The organism is Ensifer sp. GW101-20A05 (assembly GCF_059424735.1).
Genome location: NZ_JBWKZT010000003.1, coordinates 46,556 through 73,228, shown reverse-complemented (window position 1 = coordinate 73,228; position 26,673 = coordinate 46,556). Strand labels below are relative to the sequence as shown.

The following is a 26,673-nucleotide window of genomic DNA, read 5'->3' as shown; positions in this document are numbered from 1 at the left end:
CCATTGCGGTTTTCCCGCCGGGCACTACAATCTCCACTTGCCACAGAGGAAGCCAGCCATGCCGCATGACGTGCGTTACGCCCTGCAACAGTATCTCCTTCTTTCAGGCTTTGCCGTCTTTTGCTTCCTCATTTCCTGGCTCCTGTCGGCCGATCCGACATTCCTCGTCATCATCAAGACAGTCTTTGCGCCCATCTATCTGCTCGCCATGGCGGGCCTCGATACCCATTTCAAGCGCGCGGACGGCGCTCCCTGGCCGCGTTGGCAAAAGGTGGAATATGCAGCAGCCCGCGCCGCACTCAACGTTGCCTTCATTGTCGTCATATCGATCACGCCAGATCAAACAGCTGGCGAAATGGCAAAGACGGCGATGATGGTTGCAATGGCGATCGGCGTTGTGGAATTCATTTTTGCCTTGCGAAACCGGGCCTCGACGGATCGCTGAGAGGTGCGTGAGCTTTCACGCAAACGTTACGCATTTGTAATGTCGGAATCGCACCGGCTATCCTTGAAAAGCCACATTTGACTCCTCAAATCTTAGTCAACGGCACCGAGTGATGCCGTCTTCTGGTGATTGGCCTGTCCCCCGCCCGCACCAGATGAGGACAAAGGCCTTATCCCCCTCTCCGGGCCTTTGTCCCGTTTTCAAGAAACCGTCACGGCGCCGCCTCCGCGCCGTGACGGTTTTTTACTTGGCACCAAGGCTTTCGATAATGTCCGCTCAAATCGAAGTGAGCTCAGCGCTTCCCAAGGTTCATCGCCTGCATTGTAACTTGTCTTCATGACGCTTCGGGCGTACCGATAGGCATGGCCTTCAATCGTATGGAATCTGCGACCTATCTGGCCAGCCTGCTGGCGAAGAGCTTTTCGCGCGCGCTTCACGAGCGCGGCCAGAAGCTTGGTTTCGCACCCGGTCAGTTTCCGATTCTGCTCGAACTTTGGGCCGAGGAAGGCTTGACGCAGAAGCAACTGCTCGATCGCCTCGACATCGAGCAGGCGACGATGGCCAACACGCTCTCCCGCATGGAGCGGGACGGGCTCATCGTCAGACGCAAGCACCCTCAGGACAAGCGCTCGCAGCAGATCTTCCTAACCGAACGGGCAAAGGAGATGGAGGCAGCCGCCAAGGAAGCAGCCCTTGCCGCCGACCAGTCGCTGCTTTCCGGCCTCAGGAATTTCGAGCGCGAGCTGATGCTCGAATATATGCGCATGGCGCTTGCCAGCGTGGCACGTGGCGACGGCCGCGCCTGAAGCTTCGCACCTCCCCTGATCGATCCATCAAAATATTTGGCTTAAAGCGAATGACCTTAGGCTCTAAAACCAGAGCGAGCGCGTCCAGTGCCTTTGCGTGTCTGAAGGCGCAGCGTCGAATGCTCGTCAGTCGCCGCCGCTCTACAGCGCCGCGCGTCTTATCAGACGCGCAAAGGTCGCTGCAGAACTTTGATTTGCTGCATGTCTTTGTCCTTAAATCGAAGTCGATTAAAGGAGACATGCAGTAGAACGACCCCGCGTGATTTCGTGCGCAAATCGATTTCGATTTGGCGATTGATGCAGTAGGTTCCGGCAAAACTTGAAGCAAGGATATGCATGATGGCAGATATCACCCCCGTTCTCGAACGCGCAGACGCCAACCTGCCTGACAGCCTCGACCGGCTGTTCGATCTCGTTCGGATCAAGTCGATCTCCACCGACCCGGCCTTCAAGGCGGAATGCCGCAAGGCAGCCGAATGGCTGGTGGCGGAACTCAACAGCCTCGGCTTCACCGCCTCGGTGCGCGACACCCCCGGCCATCCCATGGTCGTCGCTCATCACGATGCTGCCAAGCCTGATGCGCCGCATGTGCTGTTCTACGGTCACTACGACGTCCAACCCGTCGATCCGCTCAATCTCTGGGACACGGACCCGTTCGAGCCGGGCATCAAGGAAATCGAACCCGGCCGCAAGGTGATCACCGGTCGCGGCACGGCTGATGACAAGGGGCAACTCTTGACTTTCGTCGAAGCGGTACGCGCCTACAAGGACGTCCATGGCGGCCTGCCCTGCCGCGTCACCATTCTGTTCGAGGGCGAAGAGGAATCCGGTTCACCGTCGCTGAAGCCTTTCCTGGAAGCCAATGCCGCCGAGCTCAAGGCCGACTATGCGCTGGTCTGCGATACCAGCATGTGGGACCGCGATACGCCGGCCATCTCCGCGGGCCTGCGCGGCCTCGTCGGCGAAGAGGTCATCGTCAGGGCTGCCGACCGCGATCTGCATTCCGGCTATTTTGGCGGCGCTGCAGCCAACCCGATCCGCATCCTCACCACCATTCTCGCCGGCCTTCACGACGAGAACAGCCGCGTAACGCTCCCAGGCTTCTACGAAGGCGTCGAAGAGACCCCGGCCCAGGTCAAGGCTTCCTGGGAAACGCTCGGCCAGACGGCGGAGAAGTTCCTCGGTGAGATCGGCCTGTCGATCCCGTCGGGCGAAAAGAACCGTTCGGTGCTGGAACTGACCTGGGCGCGCCCGACCGCCGAAGTCAACGGCATCACCGGCGGCTATACCGGCGAAGGCTTCAAGACGGTGATTGCGGCCGAGGCTTCGGCGAAGGTTTCCTTCCGCCTCGTCGGCAACCAGAACCCGGAGAAGATCCGCGAAGCGTTCCGCGCCTATGTCCGCTCCAAGGTTCCGGCGGATTGCTCGGTGGAGTTCCACGCCCATGGCGGTTCTCCGGCCATCCACCTGCCCTATGAATCGCCGCTGCTCAACACGGCGAAGGTGGCGCTTTCCGACGAATGGCCAAAGCCGGCCGTCATCATCGGCATGGGTGGCTCGATCCCGATCGTCGGCGACTTCCAGAAGATGCTCGGCATGGAATCGCTGCTGGTCGGCTTCGGCCTTTCCGACGACCGGATCCATTCGCCGAACGAGAAGTACGAGCTGCAGTCCTACCACAAGGGCATCCGCTCCTGGATCCGTATCCTGGACGCGCTCGCCGCTTGACATCATCAGAGCCGCGGCGAAGTGCTTCGCCGCGGCTTTCGACTGCGGTTGCACACACGCCAATCACGCAGCTCTCACGCGCAGTGCATCAACCGACGCGCGCGCATTTCCAAACGATCGACGCGATGTCCGCGCTTTACCGTTTCCCCTTCACCGTTTCCCGGCGGTTTCTCCGGTTTCGGCAGACCCTCAATCCTTGACCTCAGGGGTCTCAGGTGCTTCCTTTTTGTGAAACACATCACAAAGGGAAATCGGATCATTGGCAAGGGTAAGGACCGAAGCGTCGCGCTGCGGGCGTGACGCTACGACAAAGCAGCTTAGAAAACAGGATGTCTCCGCTCGGAGAACCACTCCGGCAGCTGCAACAGAAGTGTCCTCAGAACGCCTCGCCCACGTCCTCACACCGATCGCGGCGCCTGTATGAAGAGGCTGCAGACCTATTTCTGGCCCATTGTCGGCCTTCTCGCGATCCTCTTTTCGGTGAATGCGCTTTATCACGAGCTCCGCGGCCTTTCGCTCGACGAGTTCCTCGCAAGCTTCAACGCGATCTCGCTTAAAAGCTGGCTGTTGGCGATCTGCTCGACACTGGTCGCCTATGCGGCGCTTGCGGCTTACGACCGGCTGGCGCTCGACCATCTCGGTCACCGCATCTCGATCTGGTTCATCACGCTCTGCTCGTTCACGACCTACGCGCTGTCGCACAATCTCGGTGCCTCGGTCTTTTCCGGCGCGGTCGTGCGCTACCGGGCCTATCGCTCCAAGGGGCTTTCTCCAGGTGAAGTCGGCGTGCTCGTCGCCTTCTGCTCCTTCACCTTCACGCTCGGCACACTGGTGCTTTCGGCCATCGTCCTCCTGGTGCGACCCGACATCATCGAGCGCTTCGCCGAATTCCTGCCGGTGGAAATGTCGCTGACCACAGGCGTGCTCATCCTCGTCGTTATCGGGCTCTATGTCATCGGCAGCCTCGTCGGGCTGCCATCGTTCCGCACGCGCTGGTTCCACCTTCACTACCCGAAGCCGAGGATCGTCTTCCGGCAATTGGTGATCGCACCCGTGGAACTGATCGGCGCTGCCGGGATCATCTATTTCGCACTGCCGGAAGCCGGAAACCCGGGCTATATCGTCATCCTCGGGATCTTCCTCGCCTCGTTCTCGGCGGCGCTGCTCTCGCATGCACCGGGCGGGCTCGGCGTGCTCGAGCTGATTTTCATCGCAGCCCTGCCGGAAATGGATCCGGCCGACGTTCTGGCGGCGCTGGCCATCTTCCGCCTGCTCTACCTGGTCATCCCGTTTGTCCTGGCATTGGTGGTGATCCTCGTTTTCGAGCGGGCACGCTTCTTGGCACAACGCCCTCCCCCGGGAGGGACCGACCTTCCCTAGAGTAATTCCAGGAAAAGTGCGAAACGGTTTTCCGTCAGGAATTGCGTAATTTCAAAGACTTAGATCACTTCAGTGTTTCGATGAAACAATGAAGTGATCTAAGGGGATCGCCTGCTTCACTTTGACTGGAATTGCGGCGTGGTGGAAACTTTACGCTTCCCTCGACCCACGTCAGGGCGCGTTGCAGACCGTCGGCAGCGCCTGCTCGAGCGGCCCTTTCACTTCCTTAAGCCGCGCCGCTTCGACCTGGTAGGGCGTGAAGGGCGGCACCTGTAGCGACGGGTTGATGATGCGCGTGACATAGCAGCCGGCGAAGAACCGGACCCGCGCGCGCTTCTCGATAGACTTCACCGCAACCGGAACCGCCGAATAGATGCTGCCGGCGCCAGCCTCCGTTTTCACCTTGCCGATCTTCACCTCGACCGACACGGTGCGATCATAGCCGCGGGTGAAGGACTTGTAGCCGCCGACGGGCTTCGATTCGCCGAAATAGCCGTAGGCGCGGGCATATTCCTTGCGGTTGATGGCATTGTAGAGCGAACGGACGAGAGCTGCCCCGTCGGAGCGGTCGTCGACATAGGCGACGCCTTCCTGTGCCAGAGCCTCGCCGTTCAACGCTGCAAACGCGCCGAGGGCGAAGACGGTGGATCGAAGCTTCATGGCAGTCCTCCTTTTGTCGAGCGCCAGCCGAGCACAACAATAAGGCGAAGCCATAGCAGGATTCGCTACCCGCATGTTTCCCCAAGTCGTCGCCGACGCGGCGCTGAGCTCAGGCCGGAGGCAAGCCGGCACGGCGGCGCGCGACGACGCGCTCGCGCCACACGGTGAAGATGCCGGCGGCGACCACCAGCACGGAGCCGACGATCATGTTGACCGTCAGCGTCTCGCTGAAAATCGTCACGCCCATGATCGAGGCAAAGACGAGCTGGAGGTAGGTGAGCGGCTGAACGGCCACCGCATCCAGCACCTCATAGGCCCGGATGAGGAAGTAGTGGCTGGAGGATCCGGTGATGCAGAGCAGCAGCATCCAGCCCCAGTCAGCCGGCGCAAGCGTGACCCAGAAGAACGGGCCGACCAGGCTGATCGCGGCAGCACCCACGACGCCGGTGTAGAAGAAACTGGTCATCGCCGAATCCTGCCGGCTGACGAGCCGCGTGACGATGACATAGAGCGCAAGCAGCAGAGCCGCCCCGAGCGGCAAGAGGAAGGTCCGGTCGAACAAGCCGTCTGCGGGCTTCAGAATCAGAAGCACGCCGCCGAGACCGACGGAGATTGCCAGCCATCGCCGCCAGCCGACGCGCTCGCCGAGAAGCGGCATGGACAGGAGGGCAACGAACAGAGGCGTCGCCGCCAGGATCGCTTGCGAATGGGCAAGCCCGACCCAGGTGAAAGACGTGATCACCATGACGATCTGGGTCGGCAGCAACACGCCGCGCACGATCTGAAGCCACGGTCTCCTGGTTGTCGCCGTGATCTTCAGGCCTTCCTTGGTACGCGCAGCCAGCGCAATCGCGAAAAGTGCAAAGGCCCAATAGCGGATCATCGCGACGAAGGCCGGCGGATAGATCGCGCCCAGATGCTTGGAGATCCCGTCCTGGATCGAAAAGATGACGATCGCCAGAAGCGTGAAGATGTAGCCGTTTGCCTTGGAAGCCTGTGAGACGGTGGACGTCATGGCGCGCCGATACCTGCGAGAACCCGCCGCGCCGCCAATTGCGCACGACAGGTGCCACATACAGGGAAACACGGCCGTATTCGAGACATGAAAAGAGCCCCGTGTGGGAGGAGGTACACGGGGCTCTCGAACTTGATCGGTGACTGGGAGGAGGAGTGCCACCGACCCGCATCGGGCGCCGCGGGAGGAGGTGCAGCGCTTCGATAAGTCATATAATAATCGTGCGTCGCAGCAATTTCAAGACGTGATTTTTGCATTGCACAAAATCGTGAAGGCGAAGCGTCAGGTCGAGCCATCTTGACCCGCTGATCGGAGCCTGAGCCAGGGAACAACTCGTCGCCGGGCCGGCACGCGAAAGCCATGCATGGCGCGGTAACCAGCCGGAAACCACAACCTTTGATAGCTTTTTACTCTACTTCAGCTTTCCTGATATACGACCAGCAATATTAGAAGAAATATATTCACTCTCCATAATTGCAGGCTTTCAGATGAAATTATTGCTCCAGGTCCCCACCGCAATCATCGTTGTCCTGATCCTCGCCACCTGGATCGCCAGCCTGCGCCTCGTCGTGCTGCCACCGGGCTCCTTCAAGTTAAGAGCGATGACGGCGCTCGTTTATCAAGGGCACGACTACCGGCTGGTGGACAGCCCGCGCGCCATGTGCGACCGACAGGCCTACCAGGCGAAGGACTGCGAGGAAGTGGCGATGAACCACCTGGGGAAACGGGTTCTGTTTCGGCTTCCCTATAGCCAATGGCTCTACGACTTTACCGAGCCCGGTGCTGCGGCATCGAACGTGGCGGTCGAAGATACGCCACTGCGCAGCTCCATCCAGTAGTTGCGGCCATATGGGCTCGTTAGCACAACGGAGTGGACGTCTCACCCACTGCCACGCGCAGCGCGTCGCTTAAACGCAAGTTGTTGAAGACCATGCGTATTTCACGATGCGCTTCTTAACTCCCCCTTAAATTGCCGCATTTAAAGTTCACCCGGTCGCCGTGGCGGATGGGCGCAGAGCGCCGGTACCGCCGTCGAGATCGAAGTCACCGTCGTGGTTGAGCCAATCGGCCCCGCAGACGGCAGAGGGACAAATCCAAACGGCATGGCAACAAACGGCAGGTCAGGAGAGCGGATCGAGCCATCGTTCGGCGGAAACCAGGACGATGATGACGATTTTCGCGTCGAGGCCAGCGATCGTGTGACCGCCAGCCGCAAGGCACCCCGCGGCAAATCTTCGGGCAGCGGCAAGAAGGGCAGCAGCAAGAAGAAGGCAGCCGGCAAGCGCGGCAGCGCACGGCGCAACTCTGGCGGCGGCGGCTTTGTTGGCCTTGTCCGCACGCTGTTCTACTGGTGCATCGTGCTCGGCATCTGGGGCGCCATGGGCGTCGGCGGCCTGGTGCTCTACTACGGCGCGCGCATGCCGAGCGCCGAGAGCTGGTCGATCCCCGAGCGGCCGCCGAACGTCAAGATCCTTGCGGTCAGCGGCGACGCCATCGCCAATCGCGGCACCACCGGCGGCGAAGCGCTGTCGCTGGAAAACATGTCGCCCTATATCCCGCAGGCGGTCATCGCGATCGAGGACCGCCGCTTCTATTCGCATTTCGGCATCGATCCGCTGGGTCTCGCCCGCGCCATGCTGACGAACCTCACCACCGGCCGCATGGTGCAGGGTGGCTCGACCTTGACGCAGCAGCTTGCCAAGAACCTGTTCCTTTCGCCCGAGCGCACGCTCGAACGCAAGGTGCAGGAGGTGCTGCTCGCCTTCTGGCTCGAGCAGAAATATTCCAAGGACCAGATCCTGGCGATGTATCTCAACCGGGTGTTCTTCGGCTCCAACGCCTATGGCGTGGAGGCGGCATCGCGGCGCTATTTCAACAAATCGGCGCGCGACGTGAACCTCGGCGAGGCCGCACTGCTTGCGGGGCTGCTCAAGGCCCCTTCCCGCCTGTCGCCGGCCCGCGACCCGAAGGCTGCGGAAGAACGCGCCCAGGTGGTTCTCGGCGCCATGCGCGAGGAAGGTTACGTCACCGATAGCGAGATCAAGACGGCGATGTCGCAGACCCCGACCAAGGCCAAGAGCTACTGGTCCGGCGCCGAACACTACGTCGCCGACATGGTGATGGACCAGCTTCCCGGCATGATCGGCGAGATCAAGGAAGATCTCATCATCGACACGACGATCGACCTCAATCTCGAGAAGAAGGCCGAGGAGGTGATCGCTGCCACGCTAGACGCCGACGGCAAGAAGCTCGACGCTTCGCAGGCAGCACTCGTCTCGATCGATGGCACCGGCGCCATCCGGGCGCTCGTCGGCGGCAAGGACTACGCAGAGAGCCAGTTCGACCGCGCCTCCAAGGCCAAGCGTCAGCCGGGTTCCGCCTTCAAGCCCTTCGTCTATGCCGCGGCACTCGAGATCGGCCGCACGCCGATGTCGATCCGCAACGACGGCCCGGTCCGGATCGGCAACTGGACGCCCGAGAATTACGACCAGAAATATCGCGGCGAGGTAACGATCGCCGATGCGCTCGCCAATTCGCTGAACACCATCGCCGCACAGCTGGTGATGGAGGTCGGGCCGCAGAACGTCGTCAAGGTCGCCCATCGCCTCGGCATCGATTCCGAGATGCAGGCAAACGCCTCGATCGCGCTCGGCACGTCCGAAGTCAGCCTCGTCGAACTGACGTCGGCCTATGCCCCATTCATGAATGGCGGCTTCAAGGCGACGCCGCATGTCATTCGCCGCATTTCCAAGGCCGACGGCACGGTGCTTTACGAAAACACCTACGACAACCCGCCGCGTGTGCTCGACCCGGCGATCGTCAGCGAAATGAACCAGATGATGGTGCGTGTGCTGACCAAGGGTACGGGCAAGAAAGCGCAGCTCAAGGGCTGGGAGGCGGCCGGCAAGACCGGTACCACGCAATCCTTCCGCGACGCGCTGTTCGTCGGCTACACCTCGAACCTGACGACCGGCGTCTGGTTCGGCAACGACGACGGCAAGTCGATGAAGAAGGTCACGGGCGGCGGCCTGCCGGCCAAGGCCTGGCACGATTTCATGATGGCGGCCCATGAGGGCCTCTCGCCCTCGCCGCTCTTCGGCACGACGGGCGTGCAGCCGGTCTTCGATGAAGGCGTGGGCGCACCGGCCGGCGACTTGCTCTCCGGCGATCCGGAAGCCTTCCCGGAAGCACCCGTGGGCGTCAATGGCGCGGTCGCAGTGGGGCAGCGCCCGGTAGACCAGGGGGGCGAATGGGATGGCCAGAGCGCCGATCAGGGCAATGGCGGTCTCGTACCACCGGCCGATGTCGGCCAGACGACGGGTGCCACGCGGCGCACGACCCTCTTCGACATTTTGACCGGCGGTTGAGCCGGCGCGACTGGCGCTGCAAGCGTGCGACTGGCGCCATTCTCACCAGCCGCGCATAGCCCATTTCTAGCTAGGCAAATCCCGGACTTGCATTTGCCCCCAAACGCCCCGCAGAATGCCTTGCAGTCCGAAACGCCGGTCCTTATATACGCCGCATCGGCGCAGTCTCGACTGCGAAGAAATCCTGAGACCATCCCGTTAGGGGCTGTCTTACGAATGCCTGACCGGGTTCCGACAGTCCGCTGCAAGGAGAGAACGACATGGCTAAAGTTATTGGTATTGACCTGGGAACGACCAACTCCTGCGTCGCCGTCATGGACGGAAAAGACGCGAAGGTGATCGAAAACGCCGAGGGTGCGCGCACGACCCCCTCGATGGTGGCATTCAGCGACGACGGCGAACGTCTCGTCGGCCAGCCGGCCAAGCGCCAGGCCGTCACCAATCCGGAAAACACGCTTTTTGCGATCAAGCGCCTGATCGGCCGGACCTTCCAGGACCCGACCACGCAAAAAGACAAGGACATGGTTCCTTACAAGATCATCAAGGCCGACAATGGCGACGCCTGGGTCGAAGCGCACGGCAAGGATTATTCCCCGTCGCAGATCTCCGCCATGATCCTTCAGAAGATGAAGGAAACGGCCGAATCCTATCTCGGTGAAAAGGTCGAAAAGGCCGTCATCACCGTTCCGGCCTACTTCAACGACGCCCAGCGCCAGGCAACCAAGGATGCCGGCAAGATCGCGGGCCTTGAAGTTCTGCGCATCATCAACGAGCCGACCGCGGCAGCCCTTGCCTACGGCCTCGACAAGAAGGACGGCAAGACGATCGCCGTCTACGACTTGGGCGGTGGTACCTTCGATATCTCGGTTCTGGAAATCGGCGACGGCGTCTTCGAAGTGAAGTCGACCAACGGCGACACCTTCCTCGGCGGTGAAGACTTCGACATGCGTCTCGTCGAATACCTCGCCGGCGAGTTCAAGAAGGAACAGGGCATCGACCTGAAGAACGACAAGCTCGCCCTTCAGCGCCTGAAGGAAGCTGCCGAAAAGGCCAAGATCGAGCTGTCCTCGTCGCAGCAGACCGAAATCAACCTGCCGTTCATCACGGCTGACGCTTCCGGTCCGAAGCACCTGACGATGAAGCTGTCGCGCGCCAAGTTCGAAAGCCTGGTCGACGACCTGATCCAGCGCACCGTTGCGCCGTGCAAGGCAGCCCTCAAGGATGCCGGCGTCTCGGCTGCCGAGATCGACGAAGTCGTTCTCGTCGGCGGCATGAGCCGCATGCCGAAGGTTCAGGAAACCGTGAAGCAGCTGTTCGGCAAGGAGCCGCACAAGGGCGTGAACCCGGATGAAGTGGTCGCCATGGGCGCCGCCATTCAGGCCGGCGTTCTGCAGGGCGACGTCAAGGACGTTCTCCTGCTCGACGTCACCCCGCTGTCGCTCGGCATCGAAACGCTCGGTGGCGTCTTCACCCGCCTGATCGAACGCAACACGACGATCCCGACCAAGAAGTCGCAGACCTTCTCGACCGCCGACGACAATCAGTCGGCCGTGACGATTCGCGTCTCCCAGGGTGAGCGTGAAATGGCCGCCGACAACAAGCTGCTCGGCCAGTTCGACCTCGTCGGCATTCCGCCGGCACCGCGCGGCATGCCGCAGATCGAAGTCACCTTCGACATCGACGCCAACGGCATCGTGCAGGTTTCGGCCAAGGACAAGGGCACCGGCAAGGAACACCAGATCCGCATTCAGGCTTCTGGCGGTCTTTCCGACGCCGACATCGAAAAGATGGTCAAGGATGCCGAAGCCAATGCCGAGGCCGACAAGAAGCGCCGCGAGGGCGTCGAAGCCAAGAATCAGGCCGAAAGCCTGATCCACTCCAGCGAGAAGTCGCTGAAGGATTACGGCGACAAGGTTTCGGAAGCAGACCGCAAGGCGATCTCCGACGCGATTGCCGCGCTGAAGACTGCCGTCGAAGCCTCCGAGCCGGACGCCGAAGACATCAAGGCCAAGACCAACACGCTGATGGAAGTTTCCATGAAGCTCGGCCAGGCGATCTATGAAGCGCAGCAGACGGAAGCCGCCCATGCGGATGCCGCAGCAGACGCAGCGCGCGACGGCGATGTCGTCGATGCCGACTACGAAGAAGTCAACGACGAGGACGACCGCAAGCGTTCGGCCTAATCCGTCCCTTCGATCAGACGAAAAGCCCGGGTTCGCCCGGGCTTTTTTTGTTGGCCGGAGGGGCCGTTCATGCGGACAAGAATGACGACGGACGCTGTGAGCCACCGCAAACGTTACTTTTCCGACAAAAAACCGCATCTACCACCGCTCGGGCTATGGTATCGCGCTTCAAGGTTTACTAAATCGGTGGCAAGGTAAACGGGCAGCCGCCGAGCCCTCGCGCTGGCATGCCAACAGGATAATCTTCGACGAATGAAACGTGATCTCTACGAAACGCTTGGCGTTGCCAAGAACGCCGACGAGAAGGAGCTAAAGGGCGCCTTCCGCAAGCTCGCAATGAAGTATCACCCGGACAAGAACCCCGGCGACGCGGCAGCGGAGAAGACCTTCAAGGAAATCAACGAGGCCTATGAGACCCTCAAGGACCCGCAGAAGCGCGCCGCTTACGACCGCTACGGTCATGCGGCCTTCGAGCAGGGCGGTATGGGCAACGGCTTCGGCGGCGGGGGGGCCGGCGGCTTCTCCGACATTTTCGAAGACATCTTCGGCGAGATGATGGGCGGCGGGCGCCAGCGGCGTTCCTCGGGCGGCCGCGAACGCGGCGCCGATCTTCGCTACAACATGGAGATCTCGCTCGAGGAAGCCTTCTCAGGCAAGACCGCGCAGATCCGCGTTCCAACCTCGATCACCTGCGACGTCTGCAGCGGCTCCGGCGCCAAGCCCGGCACGAGCCCGAAGACCTGCGGCACCTGTCACGGCTCCGGTCGCGTGCGCGCTGCCCAGGGCTTCTTCTCGATCGAACGCACCTGCCCGACCTGCGGCGGGCGCGGCCAGACGATCACCGACCCCTGCGGCAAGTGCCATGGCCAGGGTCGTGTCACCGAAGAGCGCACGCTTTCGGTCAACATTCCGGCGGGCATCGAGGACGGAACGCGTATCCGCCTCTCCGGCGAAGGCGAAGCGGGGCTTCGCGGCGGACCGGCTGGCGACCTCTACATTTTCCTCTCGGTCCGGCCGCATGAGTTCTACCAGCGCGACGGCGCCGATCTCTATTGCAGCGTGCCGATCTCGATGACGACGGCGGCCCTTGGCGGCAAGTTCGATGTGACCACGCTCGACGGCACCAAGTCGCGCGTCACGGTTCCCGAGGGCACCCAGGCCGGCAAGCAGTTCCGCCTCAAGGGCAAGGGCATGCCGGTGCTGCGCTCGGCCCAGTCCGGCGACCTCTACATCCAGATCCAGATCGAAACGCCGCAGAAGCTGACCAAGCGCCAGCGCGAACTGCTACAGGAATTCGAACAGATCTCCTCGAAGGACAACAATCCGGAATCGACGGGCTTCTTCGCCCGGATGAAGGACTTCTTCGATACGCTGAGCGACTAAGGCGCCCGGCGTTCCCACAGCGATCTTGCGCGCCGGATAGGGCGCGCAGTGCTGTAAGCTTCACGTCATGGCCGCAAGCTGCCACAGCCCGGCCATGACGAGCACCACCCCAGCGACCCGGGACAGGAGCCGGCCGCCGGGCACCACCTTTTCGGCGAGCACGAAGATGGCGATCGCCGCGATCCACAACACGTTCATCACCCCGCCGACGAACAGAAGCGCCATCAGCGCCCAGCAGCAGCCGACGCAATAAAGGCCATGCCGCAGGCCGAGGCCGAAGGCGGCACCCGCCTCGCGGCGAAATCCGCCGTGGTTCTGGATGAAAAGTAGCGGCGACTGGCATTGCCTGAGGCAACGATCCTTGAGCGACGTCCACTGAAACAGGCCGACGGCGACGAGGACCGCACCGCTCAAGGCTTCGTTGGCGTTCGAGAGCGCCGGAGTGAGCAACAGGGCGCGATCAAGGAGCCATTGCCCGAGAACGGCGACCAGCGCGAACAGGGTCCAGGCCAGCAGATAGCCACCAGCGAAGAATCCGGTCGCGGCGAAGGGCTTGCCCTGCTGCGCCGCCTGTCTTCCGACACGGGCATAGAGCAGGATCATCGGCGTTGCCGACGGCACCATCATACCCATCATCATGACAGCCCACATGACAAATGCATAGGCGAAGGTTGCCGCGGTCCAGGGACCGGCGGCCGCAGTCGCCATCGATGTCATCGATCCCCCTTGCGCCTCCATGGGCATGTTCATCGGCATGTCGATGGGCATGTCCATGCCCGAACCCATATCCATGGTGTCGGAGGCTGCCGGGGGCGCAGTCATGTCCATGGCCGAAGCCAGCCACAGGACGTAAATCCAACTGATCGCCGTCAGCGTAATCAACGCCGCCACAACGATGGCGCGATCACGTCTGAGCAGGGTTTCGAGCGCCGTATCCTTCATCGACGTCAGTGGATCACGCCGCTTTCGGTCAGGTGCATGCGCGCGAAATGAGCATGCGAGTCCGCCAGTGCCAAGGTCAGCGGCCCCTTCGTATCGGCCCATCCGCGCCCGACTTCGCAGACGTCGTATTCGAACCCCTGAGGGAGATTGATGCGCGCCTGATGGGCGGCACCGGTCACCGGATTGAGGATGGGTTCGCCGCGAGCGACGAGCCAGCCCGGCACATTCAGCCGCGCCGTGCGCGCGCCGACATCGACCTCGAAATCGATCTCGGCAAAGACGGGCTCGTGCATGGTTTCGAAGGTCGTCGCAAAGACCTGGAAGAAGGTAGCACCCGGTTCCGTATCCTCGCCGCTCATGATGCGCAGCAACGCACCGCGCTGTTCGGCCGAAGCGCGGCTATCGACGATCGGCACAACCTGCCCCCTCCCCTCGTGGATGGCGCCCGGCCAGGCGGCGATCAGGCCGCCACGAAGCCCATCGAGCCGCGTATCGCCGTGATAGCCTTCCTCAATCTCGAATGCGCCGACGGCGCTGCAATGGCCTTGTGTCGGCAATGCATTGAACTGGCAAGGACAGCCATAGGCGCAGTTGCAATGTATGAATTCGCGCCCCTTCATCATCCATCTCACACTCGTCATCGTCTCCTCCTGGGATCTGATCGGTGTTCGGTCTACTGCATGTTCGTTTCACCGTAGCCGACCAAAGGACAAAAACATGCAGCAATTCAAAGTGCTACAGCGACCTTTGCGCGTCTGGACGCGCGGCGCTGTAGGTCGATTTCTTGCGACTGGATGCATTCCATTAGATTGCAGAAATATACTCCTCCCAACCAGCGATGCCAACGGCCGGCCGAAGACGACGGGAAGCGCCGCGCATCCGATTGAACACGCGGCGCTTCTGTCTGTTCGTTAGAGTTAAGCCGTGATCAGAGCGTCGCCATGCCGCCATCGATGATCAGTTCGGCGCCGACAGTGAAAGCAGCCTCGTCGGAGGCGAGGAAGACGACCGCCTTGGCGATTTCGCTTGCGTTGCCGAAGCGGCCAAGCGGGATCTGCGCAGCGATCGCATCAACAACCTGCTTGTTTTCCTCCACCGTCGGGGCATGGCCGTCATGCAGCGGCGTGCGGATCGGGCCGGGGCTGACGGCGTTGACCCGGATGCCGCGGCCGATGAGTTCGCCGGAGAGCGTTTTGGCGAGCGACAGCAGCCCCGCCTTGGTCAAGGCATAGACGCTTGAGGTCGGCATGCCGATATGGGCGTTGATCGAGGTGTTGAGCACGATCGATGCCGGTTTGGAAAAGACCGGCAGCAAGGCCTGGATCAGGAAATACGGTCCCTTGAGGTTGATGGCGAGCGAGCGGTCGAAGCTTGCCTCGTCCCACTGCTCGATCGGCTGCAGCTTGGCGATGCCGGCATTGATGAACAGGATATCGAGCGTGCCCAAGGCGGCGCGGATCTTTTCAGCGACGGCGGCCTGGCCGGCGACATTGCCGGCATCGGCCTCGATGATCAGAGCTGTCTCGCCAAGGACGGCGCGTGCTTCGGCAATGTTCTTCGGATTGGTGCCGGTGACGGCGACCCTTGCGCCTTCGGCGATGAACTGGCGTGCGGTTTCGAGACCGATGCCGCTGGTGCCGCCGGTGATGAGTGCCGTCTTGTTCTGCAAACGTGACATGATGAAAGTCCTCTTGTTGGGTTGAAGAGGAGATCGGCTCGGTTGGCTGGAACCGTCATCCTCGAATGCAGACAGATATGGCGGAAAACGATCGTTCGGATTAGTCTCCCAATTGTGGAACTCGAATTCGGAAAAGTCGAACGATGGTGAAGATCGAGGGAATAACCGCCTTTGTCGCGGTCGCCGAAGCTGGCTCGATCAGTGAAGCGGCGCGGCGCCTGCGCCTGTCGAAATCCGTCGTCAGCGAACGCGTGGCGGAACTGGAGCGCGGGCTCAACGCCACGCTCCTCCATCGCACGACGCGCAAGCTGACGCTCACCGAGGACGGCATCGCCTTCCGCGAGCGCGCCGTCAGGATCGTCAGCGAGGTGCAGGCGGCCGCGAGCGACCTTGCCGAGCGGCGCGGACAGCTGACGGGGCCGCTTCGGATCGCCGCGCCCGTCAGCTTTGGCCGCCGGCATCTCGGTCCGGCGCTCTATCCGTTCCTGGCGCGCCATCCGGAAATCGAACTGACGCTCGACCTCGACGACCGGCGGGTCGATGCGGCCTCGGAAGGCTACGACGCGATTGTCCGCCACGGCGTGATCGCAGATTCCCGCCTGATGGTTTGGAAACTTGCCAGAAGCCGGCGCCTGCTCGTCGCCTCGCCCGATTATCTTGAACGACACGGCACGCCGGCGTCGCTTGCCGAGCTCGAAGGCCATCGCGGCGTCTTCTACACCAATCGCGGTGCGGCCGATTGGCGGTTCGAGGGACCTTCCGGTGCAACGATCGTCAGGGCGCGCCTGGCCCTCGGCATGAACAATGGCGACATGATGCACGACGCCGCCGTCGCCGGGCTCGGCATCGCGCTGTTGCCCGCCTTCATCGCCGGCCCCGCGGTGCGCAAAGGGCAATTGCGTGAGATCGATGTCGGGCTGCGTCCGGAGCCCGAATTCATCTACATGGCGCATCCGGAAGGACGACGCGTCTCCGCCAAGCTCCGAGCCATCGCCCAACATCTGAAGGAAGCTTTTGGCGATCCGCCCTATTGGGATCCGTGAAGCGTTTCCGCAACCCCGGCGTAATCGCTGTCGGCGACGGTATCTCGCCGATTGCCGATCGAGTCTCGACAGAAGCTTGATCGAAATCGGCTGGCATGCGCTTCGCACCCATCGCAACCAAAGATTGGTTTCCTATCTTCTCATCATGCGGACCTTCTTTCTGAACTGGATCGTCGCCATGACGCTTGGCGCCGCCGCCCATGCGGACAACCTTTCCGCGGCTCCGACCGATGCCGAAATCCTGAATATTCTGACCGATCGAATCGACAAGCAGCAGCAGTCGGTCGGCATTGTCGTCGGAATCATCGATGCCAATGGACGACGCATCGTCGCGCATGGCCATCCGGCCAAAGGTGACCCGCGCCCGGTCGATGGACGGACCGTGTTCGAGATCGGCTCGGTCACCAAAGTCTTCACCGCGCTGTTGCTCGCGGACGCGATTGAAAAAGGCACGCTGCGCCTCGACACGCCCGTCTCCGCGTTGTTTCCGCCAGGTGTGGCGATGCCGGACGACAAGGAGGAGCCGATCACGCTGAAGGACCTGGCGACGCACATGTCCGGTCTGCCGCGGCTACCCACCAATCTGGACCCGACAGACACAAGCAATCCGTATGCGGACTACGGCACTGCAAAGCTTTATGCCTTCCTGTCCCATCACAAGCCGCTGCGGCGCCCTGGCGTCGAGCACGAGTACTCCAATCTCGGCGCCGGGCTTCTCGGCCACGCGCTCGCCTTGAAGGCCGGCCTTTCCTACGAAGAGCTCGTCATCAGCCGCATCACAGCGCCTCTCGACATGAAGGACACGGCGATCTCGTCGCAGCCCGGCTGGGCCGAAAGGCGGGCGACGGGCCACAATGCGGCGCTGGAGCCGGTGAGAGACTGGGATCTCAACGCGCTGCAAGGAGCCGGCGCGCTGCGCTCCACGACGAACGATCTTCTGATATTCCTGGAGGCGGCCATGGGGAAAACGTCATCGCCGCTGGCGCCGGCCTTCACCATGCTACTTGCGACCCGGCAGCCGCTCGGCAACGGGGGAGACGACCAGCAGGCACTCGGCTGGGTGATCTCGGGCAAGGGCGACGAGCAGATTATCTGGCACAATGGCGGGACCGGCGGCTATCGGTCCTTCGTCGGCTACCGACCGTCGACCGGTATCGGCGTCGTCGCCCTCTCCAATGCGTCGACCGAGGTCGGCGTGGACGATATCGGCCAACACCTGCTCAACCGCAACGCTCCGCTTGCGCCGGCAAATGCCAGGCGCACTGCGATAACCGTCGATCCGACGAGCTAGGACGCCTATGTCGGCACCTATCGGCTGGCCCCCAGCTTCGAGCTGACGATCTTTCGCGATGGAGATCGGCTGTTTGCCCAGGCAACGGGACAGGATCGGATCGAAATCTTTCCGGAGGCCGAACACCGTTTCTTTGCGAAGCTTATCGATGCGCAGATCAGCTTCACCGTAACCGGCACCCGCGCCGGGAGCCTGACCTTGCATCAGGGCGGGCGGGACAGCCCCGCGCCTCGGATCGAGAAATGATGCACGTCTCCCACCGATTGAAGCGGGAGACGCTGTTCGCTTCGATCAGAAGATCAGATCGATCAGGAAATAGGCGAGCGCCGAAATCGCCGCCGCGGCCGGCATGGTGATGAACCAGGCAATCACGATATTGCCGGCAAGCCCCCAGCGGACCGCCGAGACGCGCCGCGCCGCACCGACGCCGATGATCGCACCGGTGATGGTGTGCGTCGTCGAGACGGGAATGCCGAGCCAGGTGGCGGCAAAGAGCGTGATCGCCCCGCCGGTTTCGGCGCAGAAGCCCTGCATAGGATTGAGCCTGGTAATCTTCGAGCCCATGGTGTGCACGATGCGCCAGCCGCCGAACAGCGTGCCGAGCGCGATTGCCGCCTGGCAGGTTATGACCACCCAGAAGGGCACGTAGAACTCCGAACCGAGATAGCCCTGCGAGAAGAGCAGAACGGCAATGATGCCCATGGTCTTCTGCGCGTCATTGCCGCCGTGGCCGAGCGAATAGAGCGACGCGGAAACGAACTGCATCACGCGGAAGGTGCGGTCGACGGCAAAGGGCGTCTGCCGCACGAAAATCCAGGAGACGATCAACACCAGGAGCAAGGCCAGGAAGAAGCCTATCGCCGGCGACATGAAGATGGCGCCGACGGTCTTGAGAAGACCGGTCCAGACGATGGAACTAAAGCCGGTGCTGGCAAGGCCGGCACCGACGAGGCCGCCGATCAGCGCATGCGACGAACTCGACGGAATGCCGAAGAGCCAGGTGACGATGTTCCAGACGATCGCCCCCATGAGGGCCGAAAAGATCACCAGCGGCGTGACGATGCCGGGATCGATGATGCCCTTGCCGAGCGTCTCGGCCACATGCAGGCCAAAGAACAGGAAGGCGATGAAGTTGAAAAAGGCTGCCCAGATGACCGCGTATTGCGGTCTCAGCACCCGCGTCGAGACGATTGTCGCGATCGAGTTGGCAGCGTCGTGCAAACCGTTCAGGAAGTCGAAGAACAGCGCGATGCCGATCAGCCCGACGAGCAACGGAAAGGCGAGCGTCGCATCCATCAGACGTTCTCGATCACGATGCCGCTGATTTCATTGGCGACGTCCTCGAAGCGATCGATCACCTTTTCGAGCTCGCCATAGATCTCACTGCCGATGATATAGGCCATCGGGTTGCTGGCGCCGTGACGGCGGAAGAGATCCTTGAGGCCGAGGTCGTGCAATTCGTCGGCACGCCCCTCGATGCGGGTAACTTCCTCGGCGATGGCGATAAGGCGATTGTGATTGGCGCCGATACGGTCGAGCAACGGAATGGCCTCGCCGATCAGATGCGCGGCCTGGACGATGATCGTCGCCATCTCGCGCATGCCCGGATCGAATGTCTTCTGCTCGTAGAGCCGGATCGTCTTGACCGTCTTGTGCATCATGTCGATGGCATCGTCCATCGACTGGATCAGGTCCTTGATGTCGCCGCGGTCGAAGGGCGTGATGAAGGACCGGCGCACCGCCAGGAGCACTTCGCCAGTAATATGATCCGCTTCATCCTCAAGCGCGACGATCCGGTCGCACTGTTTCTCCATGTCGTCGCCACCGGCAAGCAGCCTGTCGAGCGCTTCGGCGGCACCGACAACGGTGAGCGCGTGTTTTGCGAAAAGGTCGAAGAAGCGATCTTCGCGGGGAAGCAGTTTGCGGAACCAAGCCAGCATTACAAATATATCCATCCGTGGATTGTCATGAAACTGTCATATTTGACCGAGGCGCTCAAGAAAAGCACCTGATTCAAGGGGTTTGTCGCCTATCCCCTGCCGATATCGACCTATCCCAGGCGATATCGACGCGCTGGCCATTTCGTCTTGCCTTGGCCAACGCTTTCGTCCTACTGCATGTCTCCTTAAATCGACCTCGATTTAAGGACGAAGACATGCAGCAATTCAAAGTGCTACAGCGACCTTTGCGCGTCTGATATGACGCGCGGCGCTGTAGCTGGCGCCCAACGTCGAATCCGGTTTGCCCATGCCCCACAAGGTCTTTCTCAACCGCTTGAAGCTCACGGAGTTCCGCAACTATGCGGCTCTCTCGCTGGAGCTCGACCAGCGCCATGTGGTGCTGACGGGAGAGAACGGCGCCGGCAAGACCAATTTGATGGAAGCGGTTTCCTTCCTCTCGCCAGGACGAGGCTTGAGGCGCGCGGCTTACGCCGACGTCACCCGCGTCGGCGCGAGCGACGGGTTTTCCGTCTTTGCGGAGGTCGAGGGCATGGAGGGGCCGGTCGAAATCGGCACCGGCACCGCCGGGGTAACCGAGGGCCAATCCCGGCGGCTGCGGCTCAACGGAACTCCGGCATCAACCGTCGACGAACTGACGGATCACCTGCGCGTTCTCTGGCTGACGCCATCGATGGACGGGCTCTTCACCGGGCCTTCGGCCGACCGGCGGCGCTTCCTCGATCGGCTGGTGCTTTCGCTCGATCCTGAGCATGGCCGACGCGCCAGCGAATTCGATCGGGCGATGCGCAGCCGAAACCGGCTGCTCAGCGAGTTTCGCCCGGATCCGTCCTGGCTGACCGCAATTGAGCGAGAGATGGCCGGTCTCGGGGTTTCCATGGCGCTGGCAAGGCAGGAGATGCTCGGCCTCTTGACCGCGCTCGTCGAGCGGAACGTCGATGACAGCGTTTTTCCGTCCGCCCGCCTGGCGCTGTCCGGCTTTCTCGACGACGAGGGCCATCGCCCGGCCTATGATCTCGAAGAGCAATATCTGACAATGTTGCGCGACGGGCGGCCGCGCGACGCAGCGGCGGGCCGGACGCTCGATGGGCCGCACCGAAGCGACCTGCTGGTGCGTCATCGGGACAAGGACATGGAAGCCGCACGCTGCTCGACCGGCGAGCAGAAAGCGCTGCTCGTCGGACTGGTGCTGGCGCATGCGCGCCTCGTCGGCGACATGACTGGCCACGCGCCGATCATGTTGCTCGACGAGATCGCCGCGCATCTCGACGTCAACCGGCGTGCGGCGCTGTTCGACCTCGTCGATGGCCTCGGCGGCCAGGCCTTCATGACGGGAACGGACCAGGCGATGTTCGACGCACTTGGCGATCGCGGCCGCTTCCTGACCGTTTCGCACGGGAGCGTTACGGGATAAGCAAGAGCGGATGGGGAAAAGTGTGTGCGGTTTTCCGCCCGCATCCGCTCTCGCTTGAGAATCGATCGGCCACCCGGCCGAGCGGGATGAGGAGGATGTTGCATGACCGGTGAGAACAAGCTCGACCAATCGGAGATCGCCCGCTACGCCCGCCATATCGTGCTGCCGGAAATCGGCGGCGCGGGGCAGCAAAAACTCAAAGCGGCACGTGTGCTGGTGATCGGCGCCGGCGGGCTCGGCGCCCCGGTGCTCGTCTATCTCGCGGCCGCTGGCATCGGCCGGATCGGCGTCGTCGACGACGACATCGTTGCACTCTCGAACCTGCAGCGGCAGATCATTCACCGCACCGAGGACATCGATCGCGCCAAGGTCGAGCGAGCAGCCGAAGCGATCGGTTCACTCAACCCGCATGTCAGCGTCGACGAACACAGGCTGCGGCTTAACCCCGACAATGCCGAGGCGCTGTTCCGGCAATATCACCTGGTGATCGACGGCTCGGACAATTTCGACACGCGCTATCTCGCAGCCGATACGGCAGCCGCGGTCGGCATTCCGCTTGTAACCGGCGCCGTCGGCCGCTTCGACGGATCGCTGACGGTGCTGATGCCGTACAAGGCAGGCAGCGATGGGCGGCCGAACCCCTCCTATCGCGATCTTTTCCCGGAACCGCCGCCGGCCGGCGTCGTGCCCTCCTGTGCCGAAGCGGGCATCGTCGGCGCCCTGACCGGCGTCATCGGCACGCTCCAGGCGATGGAGGCAATCAAGGTGATCGCCGGTTTCGGCGAACCGCTGGTCGGTCGGCTGTTGATGTATGACGCGCTGACGGCGCAGTTCAACACCATCCGTTACCATCGCAGAGCGTAGGCCGATCATGGTGCAGATCTTTCGCATCAGTGAAAGTTTCGACCGGCACGAGGAGCTGCTGAAGCTGATCCTTGGCGCCTTCTCCTACATGGACGGACGGGTCGACCCGCCCTCCTCGGCGCACGTACTCACCGTCGAATCGCTCCGGCAGAAGAGTGCCGACGAGATCGCCTTTGGCGTCAGCGACGGCGAGCGGCTTGTCGGCTGCATCTTTTGCAAGCCTGAAGCCGATTGCCTCTACATCGGCAAGCTCGCGGTTGCCCCACAGACACAGGGAAAGGGTATCGGCCGGTTGCTGCTCGCGGAAGCGGAGGCGACAGCGCGAGCGCTCGGCCTTTCGGCGTTGCGGCTACTCACCCGCATCGAACTCACCGAAAACCACCGGGCGTTCGCCGCCTGGGGCTTCGTCGAAACCGGTACGATGTGCCACCCCGGCTTTACCCGGCCGACGGCGATCGAGATGCGCAAGACACTCTAGCTAGCTTCTAACCTTGAGCAGGCCGGACGGACAGCCGCACGGCAGGACCGTGCGGCGCTCCGCGATCAGTCGCGGCCCGGAAGCACGCGGTCCGGCGGGCGATGGCCGTCGAAGAAGGTGCGGATGTTGATGACCACCTTGTCGCCCATATCGATGCGGCCCTCGAGCGTCGCCGAACTCATGTGTGGCAGGAGCACGACCTTGCCTTCGCCGGCAAGCTTGATCAGCTTCGGATTGACCGCCGGCTCGTTCTCGAAAACGTCGAGGCCGGCACCGGCGATCTTGCCTTCGCGCAGCGACTTGATCAGCGCCGTCTCGTCGATGATGCCGCCGCGGGCTGTGTTGACGATATAGCTGTCAGGCCGCATCAGCGCCAGGCGGCGGGCCGAGAGCAGGTGATAGGTCGCCGGCGTCGACGGGCAGTTGACCGAAACAATATCGACGCGGGCCAGCATCTGGTCGAGGCTGTCCCAGTAGGTCGCCTCCAGCATCTCTTCGGTTTCCGCGTTCACCCGGTGACGGTTGTGATAGTGGATCGAAAGGCCGAAGGCCTTGGCGCGGCGTGCGACCGCGGTGCCGATCCGGCCCATGCCGACGATGCCGATGCGCTTTCCGGCAATGCGCCGGCCGAGCATCCAGGTCGGCGACCACCCGGCCCATTCGCCCTTGCGATCGGTCAGGATCTGCGCACCTTCGGCAAGCCGGCGCGGCACTGCGAGAATCAGCGCCATCGCCATGTCGGCGGTGTCCTCCGTCAACACGTTCGGCGTGTTGGTGACGGTGATGCCTTTGCGCGCTGCGGCGTCGACGTCGATATTGTCGACCCCATTCGAGAAGCTGGCGATCAGCTTCAGCTGTGGGCCGGCCTGCTCGATCAGCGCCGCATCGATGCGATCGGTCACTGTCGGCACCAGCACGTCGGCGCGCTTCACCGCCGCGACGAGCTCGGGCTGGCTGCGCGGCGTGTCGTCGATGTTCAACTCCGCATCGAAAAGTTCGCGCATGCGCGTCTCGACGATATCAGGCAGTTTACGGGTGATGTAGACCGTGGGCTTCTTCTTGCTTGTCATTGCTGCGACGGGCCTTGTTGACGGGTCCTTAACCAAGTTGGGCGATACTTTCTCCCTGTAGCCGCAATTTCTACCAGACCCCACCGGGAAGACAAACAAAACTCGCGCGTTCGTCCCCGCGATTTCAGCCCGTGTGTTGGGCCCCAGGTGAACTGCGCCCGCAAAAGCTAGTGCCACGGAAAATGAGCTTCGTCATGCGTCATGTCATTTCCAGATTCTCGTTCTCGTTGATCGCCGCCTGCCTTGGCGCCGGGATCATGGCGTCGGCGGCTTACGCTCAAGCTGCCAAGGGCGCCAGCGGACTGCCGCTGCCGCGCTTCGTGAGCCTCAAGTCGAAGAGCGTCAATCTCCGGATCGGCCCGAGCGTCGATTACGCGGTCGCCTTCCGCTACATGAAGCCCGGCGTTCCCGTGGAGATCATCCAGGAATACGATAACTGGCGCCGTATCCGCGACGCCGACGGCACCGAAGGCTGGGTCAACCAGGCGCTGCTTTCCGGCGACCGTACAGCCGTCGCAGCGCCCTGGATGCGCGGCAAGGGCGAAGGCGTCTTCGTCAACATGCGCCGCGATCCGCAGGGTACATCCCCGATCGTCGCCCGCATGGAGCCGGGGGTCATCGTGCATGTCGGCGAATGCAATGGCGACTGGTGCCATGCCGAGACGCAGGGCGTCGAAGGCTGGATCGCCCAGAGCGAGATCTGGGGCGCCTATCCCGGCGAGGCCTTCAAGTAAGGCCACGCCTGCTTTTCACAAAATTCAATCAGGACGAATCAGGCGAGACCCGCCTGCTTGGCGGCCGTTTCCAGCGAGACCATCGGCCGCGGGCCGATCTGACCGATGACAATGCCGGCGGCGAGATTGCCGAGCCTGCTGCAGTCTTCGAGCGAGCGTCCGGTCGTGTAGCCGTGCAGGAAGCCCGCGGCATAGAGGTCGCCGGCACCGGTCGTATCGACGACCTGGGCGATCGGCGTTGCGCGGACCCGAACCCGCTCCTCTCCACGCACGACCACCGAGCCTTCTTCGCTGAGAGTCACGGCAGCGAGCTTGCAATCCTTCGAGAGTTTTTCCAGCGCCAGATCGAAGTCTTCGGTCTCGTAGAGGGCCAACGCTTCCTGCCTGTTGGCGAAGACGATATCGACCGTGCCTGATCGCATGAGTTCGAGGAACTCCTCGCGATAGCGGTGAACGCAGAAGCTGTCGGACAGCGTGATCGCGGTTTCGCGGCCGTTTTCGTGGGCGATCCGCGCGGTCTCGCGGATGGCGTCCTTGGCCCGCGGCGGATCCCAGAGATAGCCTTCGAAATAGGTGACCTTGGCCTCAGCGACGACGTCGGCCTCCACATCCTCGGGGCCAAGCTCGACGCAGGCGCCGAGATAGGTGTTCATCGAGCGCTCGCCATCCTCGGTGACGAAGATCATCGAGCGCGCGGTCGGCGGCACGTTTTCGAGCGGCTTCGTCTGGAAGTAAACGCCCTGGGCGCGGATGTCGTGCGCGAAGATCTCGCCGAGCTGGTCGCTCGCGGTCTTGCCGAAGTAGGCAGCGCGACCGCCAAGGCTGGCGACACCGGCTGCCGTATTGCCGGCGCTGCCGCCGGACGCTTCGACGGCCGGGCCCATGCGCGAGTACAACAACTCGGCTCGTTCGGCATCGATGAGGTTCATGGCGCCCTTTATGATGCCGTTTTCATTGAGAAAGGCATCGTCGCAGCGCGCGATGATATCAACGATGGCATTGCCGATCGTCAGCACGTCGTATTTTGTCATGAACCTCGTCCGGTCTCCGTGATGGCCGGTGTTCGTTAATACCGGTTTTCCGGCCATTTGGAAGACAAAAGACGTGGGGCCATCGCATCAGGCCGTCGGAAGCGCGCTTTCGTCGTAAGCTGCGGCGAATTCGGCGCTCGGCGGGATCGGCTTGATGACATCGATCAGCACGCCGTTCGGATCGGCGGTGATGAAATGACGCTGACCGAAGACCTCGTCTCGCAACGTCTTCAGGATCGGAAGCCCGGCGGCAACCGCTTGCGCGTAAATGCGATCCGGATCCTCGACCTCAAAATTCAGCAGAAGACCGCGGGTGGGCGTACGTGCTTCCTCCGGGATCGTCTCGTGGCGGTAGTCGAGCACCGCCAGCGTCACATGCTCGTCCTCGACCGACTGCAGATGCACATACCAATCGCTGGTGAAGAGCGCCTGGAAGCGGAAGTGCTCGATGTAAAAGGCGGCGGTGGCGGCAACATCTGATGTCATGATGACAGGATAGTAGCTCGTCGATTTCATGGCTTTCCCTCGCTCCGGCAATATCATACAATCTGTATGTATCTTTAATTAACATACAGGCTGCATGCATGCAACAGGAAGTCTCCCGTCGCTCCAATCGCGAGCGATCCGACACGACGCGCACCGCGATCCTCGATGCCGCGCGTGGCCTTTTCGTCACCCGGGGTTATGCCGATACCTCCACGCCCGATATTGTTGCCGCCGCCGGATTGACCCGCGGCGCGCTCTATCACCACTTCGAAGACAAGAAGGCATTGTTCCGTGCCGTGGCGGAGCGGGAGGCGGGCGCAGTGGCGATATCGATCGAGCAGGCAACGGCCAACGACCTCACGCCCCGCGACGCACTGAAAGTCGGTGCCCGCGCCTATTTCGACGCGATGCGCGAGCCGGGCCGAATCCGTCTGCTGCTGCTCGACGGGCCGGCGGTGCTCGGCAAGCAGGAAATGGCCGCGATCGACGCGGCCAATGCCCAGAGAACCCTGGAGGAGGGCATTGCCGAGGCGATGGCGCCGGCAGTGCCGGGCCCGGAAAGGCTGTCGGCCATGGCCTCGCTGCTTTCGGCCGCCTTCGATCGCGCGGCGCTCGACATCGCCGATGGTGCTTCGGCCGAGCTTTACGCGGAGACGATCGGCACGCTGATCGACCGGCTGGTGTCGGCCTGACGCCGACCGTCAAGACAACACCAG

The 26,673-nt window shown here is 62.3% G+C and carries 25 protein-coding genes and 1 pseudogene; 16 read left to right on the top strand and 10 right to left on the bottom strand.

Annotation, left to right across the window (positions count from 1 at the left end):
• Window positions 1-58 precede the first annotated feature (58 nt).
• From AC070A_RS09500 to AC070A_RS09485, 4 genes are all read left to right on the top strand, one after another.
• Window positions 59-445 carry a hypothetical protein gene (locus AC070A_RS09500; protein WP_057247770.1) on the top strand — a complete coding sequence of 129 codons (387 nt, stop codon included), beginning with the start codon at window positions 59-61 and terminating at the stop codon, window positions 443-445.
• A 362-nt stretch (window positions 446-807) separates the two neighbouring features.
• Window positions 808-1,251, top strand: a complete 444-nt coding sequence (locus AC070A_RS09495) for a MarR family winged helix-turn-helix transcriptional regulator (RefSeq protein ID WP_057247769.1) — start codon at window positions 808-810, stop codon at window positions 1,249-1,251.
• Between the two features lie 336 nt (window positions 1,252-1,587).
• On the top strand, window positions 1,588-2,979 hold the full coding sequence (locus AC070A_RS09490) for a M20/M25/M40 family metallo-hydrolase (RefSeq protein WP_057247768.1): 1,392 nt from the start codon (window positions 1,588-1,590) through the stop codon (window positions 2,977-2,979).
• 420 nt (window positions 2,980-3,399) lie between these two features.
• On the top strand, window positions 3,400-4,359 hold the full coding sequence (locus tag AC070A_RS09485; RefSeq protein WP_057247767.1) for a lysylphosphatidylglycerol synthase transmembrane domain-containing protein: 960 nt from the start codon (window positions 3,400-3,402) through the stop codon (window positions 4,357-4,359).
• Between the two features lie 171 nt (window positions 4,360-4,530).
• On the opposite strand, the gene AC070A_RS09480 is transcribed toward AC070A_RS09485, so the two are convergent.
• On the bottom strand, window positions 4,531-5,019 hold the full coding sequence (locus tag AC070A_RS09480; protein WP_057247766.1) for a hypothetical protein: 489 nt from the start codon (window positions 5,017-5,019) through the stop codon (window positions 4,531-4,533).
• 109 nt (window positions 5,020-5,128) lie between these two features.
• Complete coding sequence (locus AC070A_RS09475) at window positions 5,129-6,034, bottom strand: DMT family transporter (protein WP_057247765.1); 906 nt, start codon at window positions 6,032-6,034, stop codon at window positions 5,129-5,131.
• 488 nt (window positions 6,035-6,522) lie between these two features.
• On the opposite strand from AC070A_RS09475, the gene AC070A_RS09470 reads away from it, so the two are divergent.
• The 4 genes from AC070A_RS09470 (at window position 6,523) to dnaJ (ending at window position 12,968) form a co-directional block, all read left to right on the top strand.
• Window positions 6,523-6,873, top strand: a complete 351-nt coding sequence (locus AC070A_RS09470; RefSeq protein WP_057247764.1) for a hypothetical protein — start codon at window positions 6,523-6,525, stop codon at window positions 6,871-6,873.
• A 264-nt stretch (window positions 6,874-7,137) separates the two neighbouring features.
• Complete coding sequence (locus AC070A_RS09465) at window positions 7,138-9,402, top strand: transglycosylase domain-containing protein (RefSeq protein ID WP_057247763.1); 2,265 nt, start codon at window positions 7,138-7,140, stop codon at window positions 9,400-9,402.
• Window positions 9,403-9,662: 260 nt separating this feature from the next.
• A complete protein-coding gene (gene dnaK / locus AC070A_RS09460) occupies window positions 9,663-11,585 on the top strand; it encodes a molecular chaperone DnaK (RefSeq protein ID WP_057247762.1) in 1,923 nt (640 codons plus the stop codon).
• 252 nt (window positions 11,586-11,837) lie between these two features.
• Entirely contained in the window at window positions 11,838-12,968 is a 1,131-nt protein-coding gene (gene dnaJ, locus AC070A_RS09455; RefSeq protein ID WP_057247761.1) for a molecular chaperone DnaJ, read from the top strand.
• A gap of 60 nt (window positions 12,969-13,028) precedes the next feature.
• On the opposite strand, the gene AC070A_RS09450 is transcribed toward dnaJ, so the two are convergent.
• The 3 genes from AC070A_RS09450 to AC070A_RS09440 form a co-directional block, all read right to left on the bottom strand.
• Window positions 13,029-13,910, bottom strand: a complete 882-nt coding sequence (locus AC070A_RS09450; RefSeq protein ID WP_492384442.1) for a DUF2182 domain-containing protein — start codon at window positions 13,908-13,910, stop codon at window positions 13,029-13,031.
• Between the two features lie 5 nt (window positions 13,911-13,915).
• Window positions 13,916-14,551, bottom strand: a complete 636-nt coding sequence (locus AC070A_RS09445; protein ID WP_057247759.1) for a DUF1326 domain-containing protein — start codon at window positions 14,549-14,551, stop codon at window positions 13,916-13,918.
• A gap of 287 nt (window positions 14,552-14,838) precedes the next feature.
• Entirely contained in the window at window positions 14,839-15,588 is a 750-nt protein-coding gene (locus AC070A_RS09440) for an SDR family oxidoreductase (protein WP_057247758.1), read from the bottom strand.
• Window positions 15,589-15,731: 143 nt separating this feature from the next.
• Here AC070A_RS09440 and AC070A_RS09435 point away from each other — a divergent pair, with 143 nt between their 5' ends.
• The 3 genes and pseudogenes from AC070A_RS09435 to AC070A_RS09425 all read left to right on the top strand — a co-directional run.
• Window positions 15,732-16,631 (top strand): LysR family transcriptional regulator, encoded by a 900-nt coding sequence (locus AC070A_RS09435; RefSeq protein ID WP_057247757.1) that lies wholly within the window; start codon window positions 15,732-15,734, stop codon window positions 16,629-16,631.
• Window positions 16,632-16,707: 76 nt separating this feature from the next.
• The gene (locus tag AC070A_RS09430) at window positions 16,708-17,922 is read left to right on the top strand and encodes a serine hydrolase domain-containing protein (RefSeq protein ID WP_492384441.1); all 1,215 of its coding nucleotides are present in this window, start codon (window positions 16,708-16,710) and stop codon (window positions 17,920-17,922) included.
• Between the two features lie 12 nt (window positions 17,923-17,934).
• Window positions 17,935-18,168: pseudogene (locus AC070A_RS09425) on the top strand (DUF3471 domain-containing protein); the annotation flags it as partial.
• 45 nt (window positions 18,169-18,213) lie between these two features.
• On the opposite strand, the gene AC070A_RS09420 reads toward AC070A_RS09425, so the two are convergent.
• Window positions 18,214-19,218 carry an inorganic phosphate transporter gene (locus tag AC070A_RS09420; RefSeq protein WP_057247755.1) on the bottom strand — a complete coding sequence of 335 codons (1,005 nt, stop codon included), beginning with the start codon at window positions 19,216-19,218 and terminating at the stop codon, window positions 18,214-18,216.
• The gene (locus AC070A_RS09415; protein ID WP_057247754.1) at window positions 19,218-19,862 is read right to left on the bottom strand and encodes a DUF47 family protein; all 645 of its coding nucleotides are present in this window, start codon (window positions 19,860-19,862) and stop codon (window positions 19,218-19,220) included. Before AC070A_RS09415 ends, AC070A_RS09420 begins: the two co-directional genes overlap by 1 nt.
• Before the next feature lie 307 nt (window positions 19,863-20,169).
• On the opposite strand from AC070A_RS09415, the gene recF reads away from it, so the two are divergent.
• The 3 genes from recF to AC070A_RS09400 all read left to right on the top strand — a co-directional run bounded on the left by recF (window position 20,170) and on the right by AC070A_RS09400 (window position 22,636).
• A complete protein-coding gene (gene recF / locus AC070A_RS09410) occupies window positions 20,170-21,294 on the top strand; it encodes a DNA replication/repair protein RecF (protein ID WP_057247753.1) in 1,125 nt (374 codons plus the stop codon).
• 102 nt (window positions 21,295-21,396) lie between these two features.
• The gene (locus tag AC070A_RS09405; RefSeq protein WP_057247752.1) at window positions 21,397-22,158 is read left to right on the top strand and encodes a molybdopterin-synthase adenylyltransferase MoeB; all 762 of its coding nucleotides are present in this window, start codon (window positions 21,397-21,399) and stop codon (window positions 22,156-22,158) included.
• A gap of 7 nt (window positions 22,159-22,165) precedes the next feature.
• The gene (locus AC070A_RS09400; RefSeq protein WP_210334372.1) at window positions 22,166-22,636 is read left to right on the top strand and encodes a GNAT family N-acetyltransferase; all 471 of its coding nucleotides are present in this window, start codon (window positions 22,166-22,168) and stop codon (window positions 22,634-22,636) included.
• 65 nt (window positions 22,637-22,701) lie between these two features.
• Here the strand turns inward: AC070A_RS09400 and AC070A_RS09395 are convergent, their stop codons facing one another.
• Window positions 22,702-23,706: a 2-hydroxyacid dehydrogenase gene (locus AC070A_RS09395; RefSeq protein WP_057247751.1), complete on the bottom strand. Its 1,005-nt coding sequence runs from the start codon at window positions 23,704-23,706 to the stop codon at window positions 22,702-22,704.
• 182 nt (window positions 23,707-23,888) lie between these two features.
• Between AC070A_RS09395 and AC070A_RS09390 the strand changes: the two genes are divergently transcribed.
• The gene (locus AC070A_RS09390) at window positions 23,889-24,440 is read left to right on the top strand and encodes an SH3 domain-containing protein (protein ID WP_057247750.1); all 552 of its coding nucleotides are present in this window, start codon (window positions 23,889-23,891) and stop codon (window positions 24,438-24,440) included.
• A gap of 38 nt (window positions 24,441-24,478) precedes the next feature.
• On the opposite strand, the gene AC070A_RS09385 is transcribed toward AC070A_RS09390, so the two are convergent.
• Together AC070A_RS09385 and AC070A_RS09380 are read right to left on the bottom strand one after the other, a co-directional pair.
• Complete coding sequence (locus tag AC070A_RS09385) at window positions 24,479-25,471, bottom strand: adenosine kinase (protein ID WP_057247749.1); 993 nt, start codon at window positions 25,469-25,471, stop codon at window positions 24,479-24,481.
• A gap of 87 nt (window positions 25,472-25,558) precedes the next feature.
• Window positions 25,559-25,987, bottom strand: a complete 429-nt coding sequence (locus AC070A_RS09380; protein ID WP_057247748.1) for a VOC family protein — start codon at window positions 25,985-25,987, stop codon at window positions 25,559-25,561.
• Between the two features lie 68 nt (window positions 25,988-26,055).
• Between AC070A_RS09380 and AC070A_RS09375 the strand changes: the two genes are divergently transcribed.
• Complete coding sequence (locus tag AC070A_RS09375; RefSeq protein WP_057247747.1) at window positions 26,056-26,649, top strand: TetR/AcrR family transcriptional regulator; 594 nt, start codon at window positions 26,056-26,058, stop codon at window positions 26,647-26,649.
• Window positions 26,650-26,673: the final 24 nt, after the last annotated feature.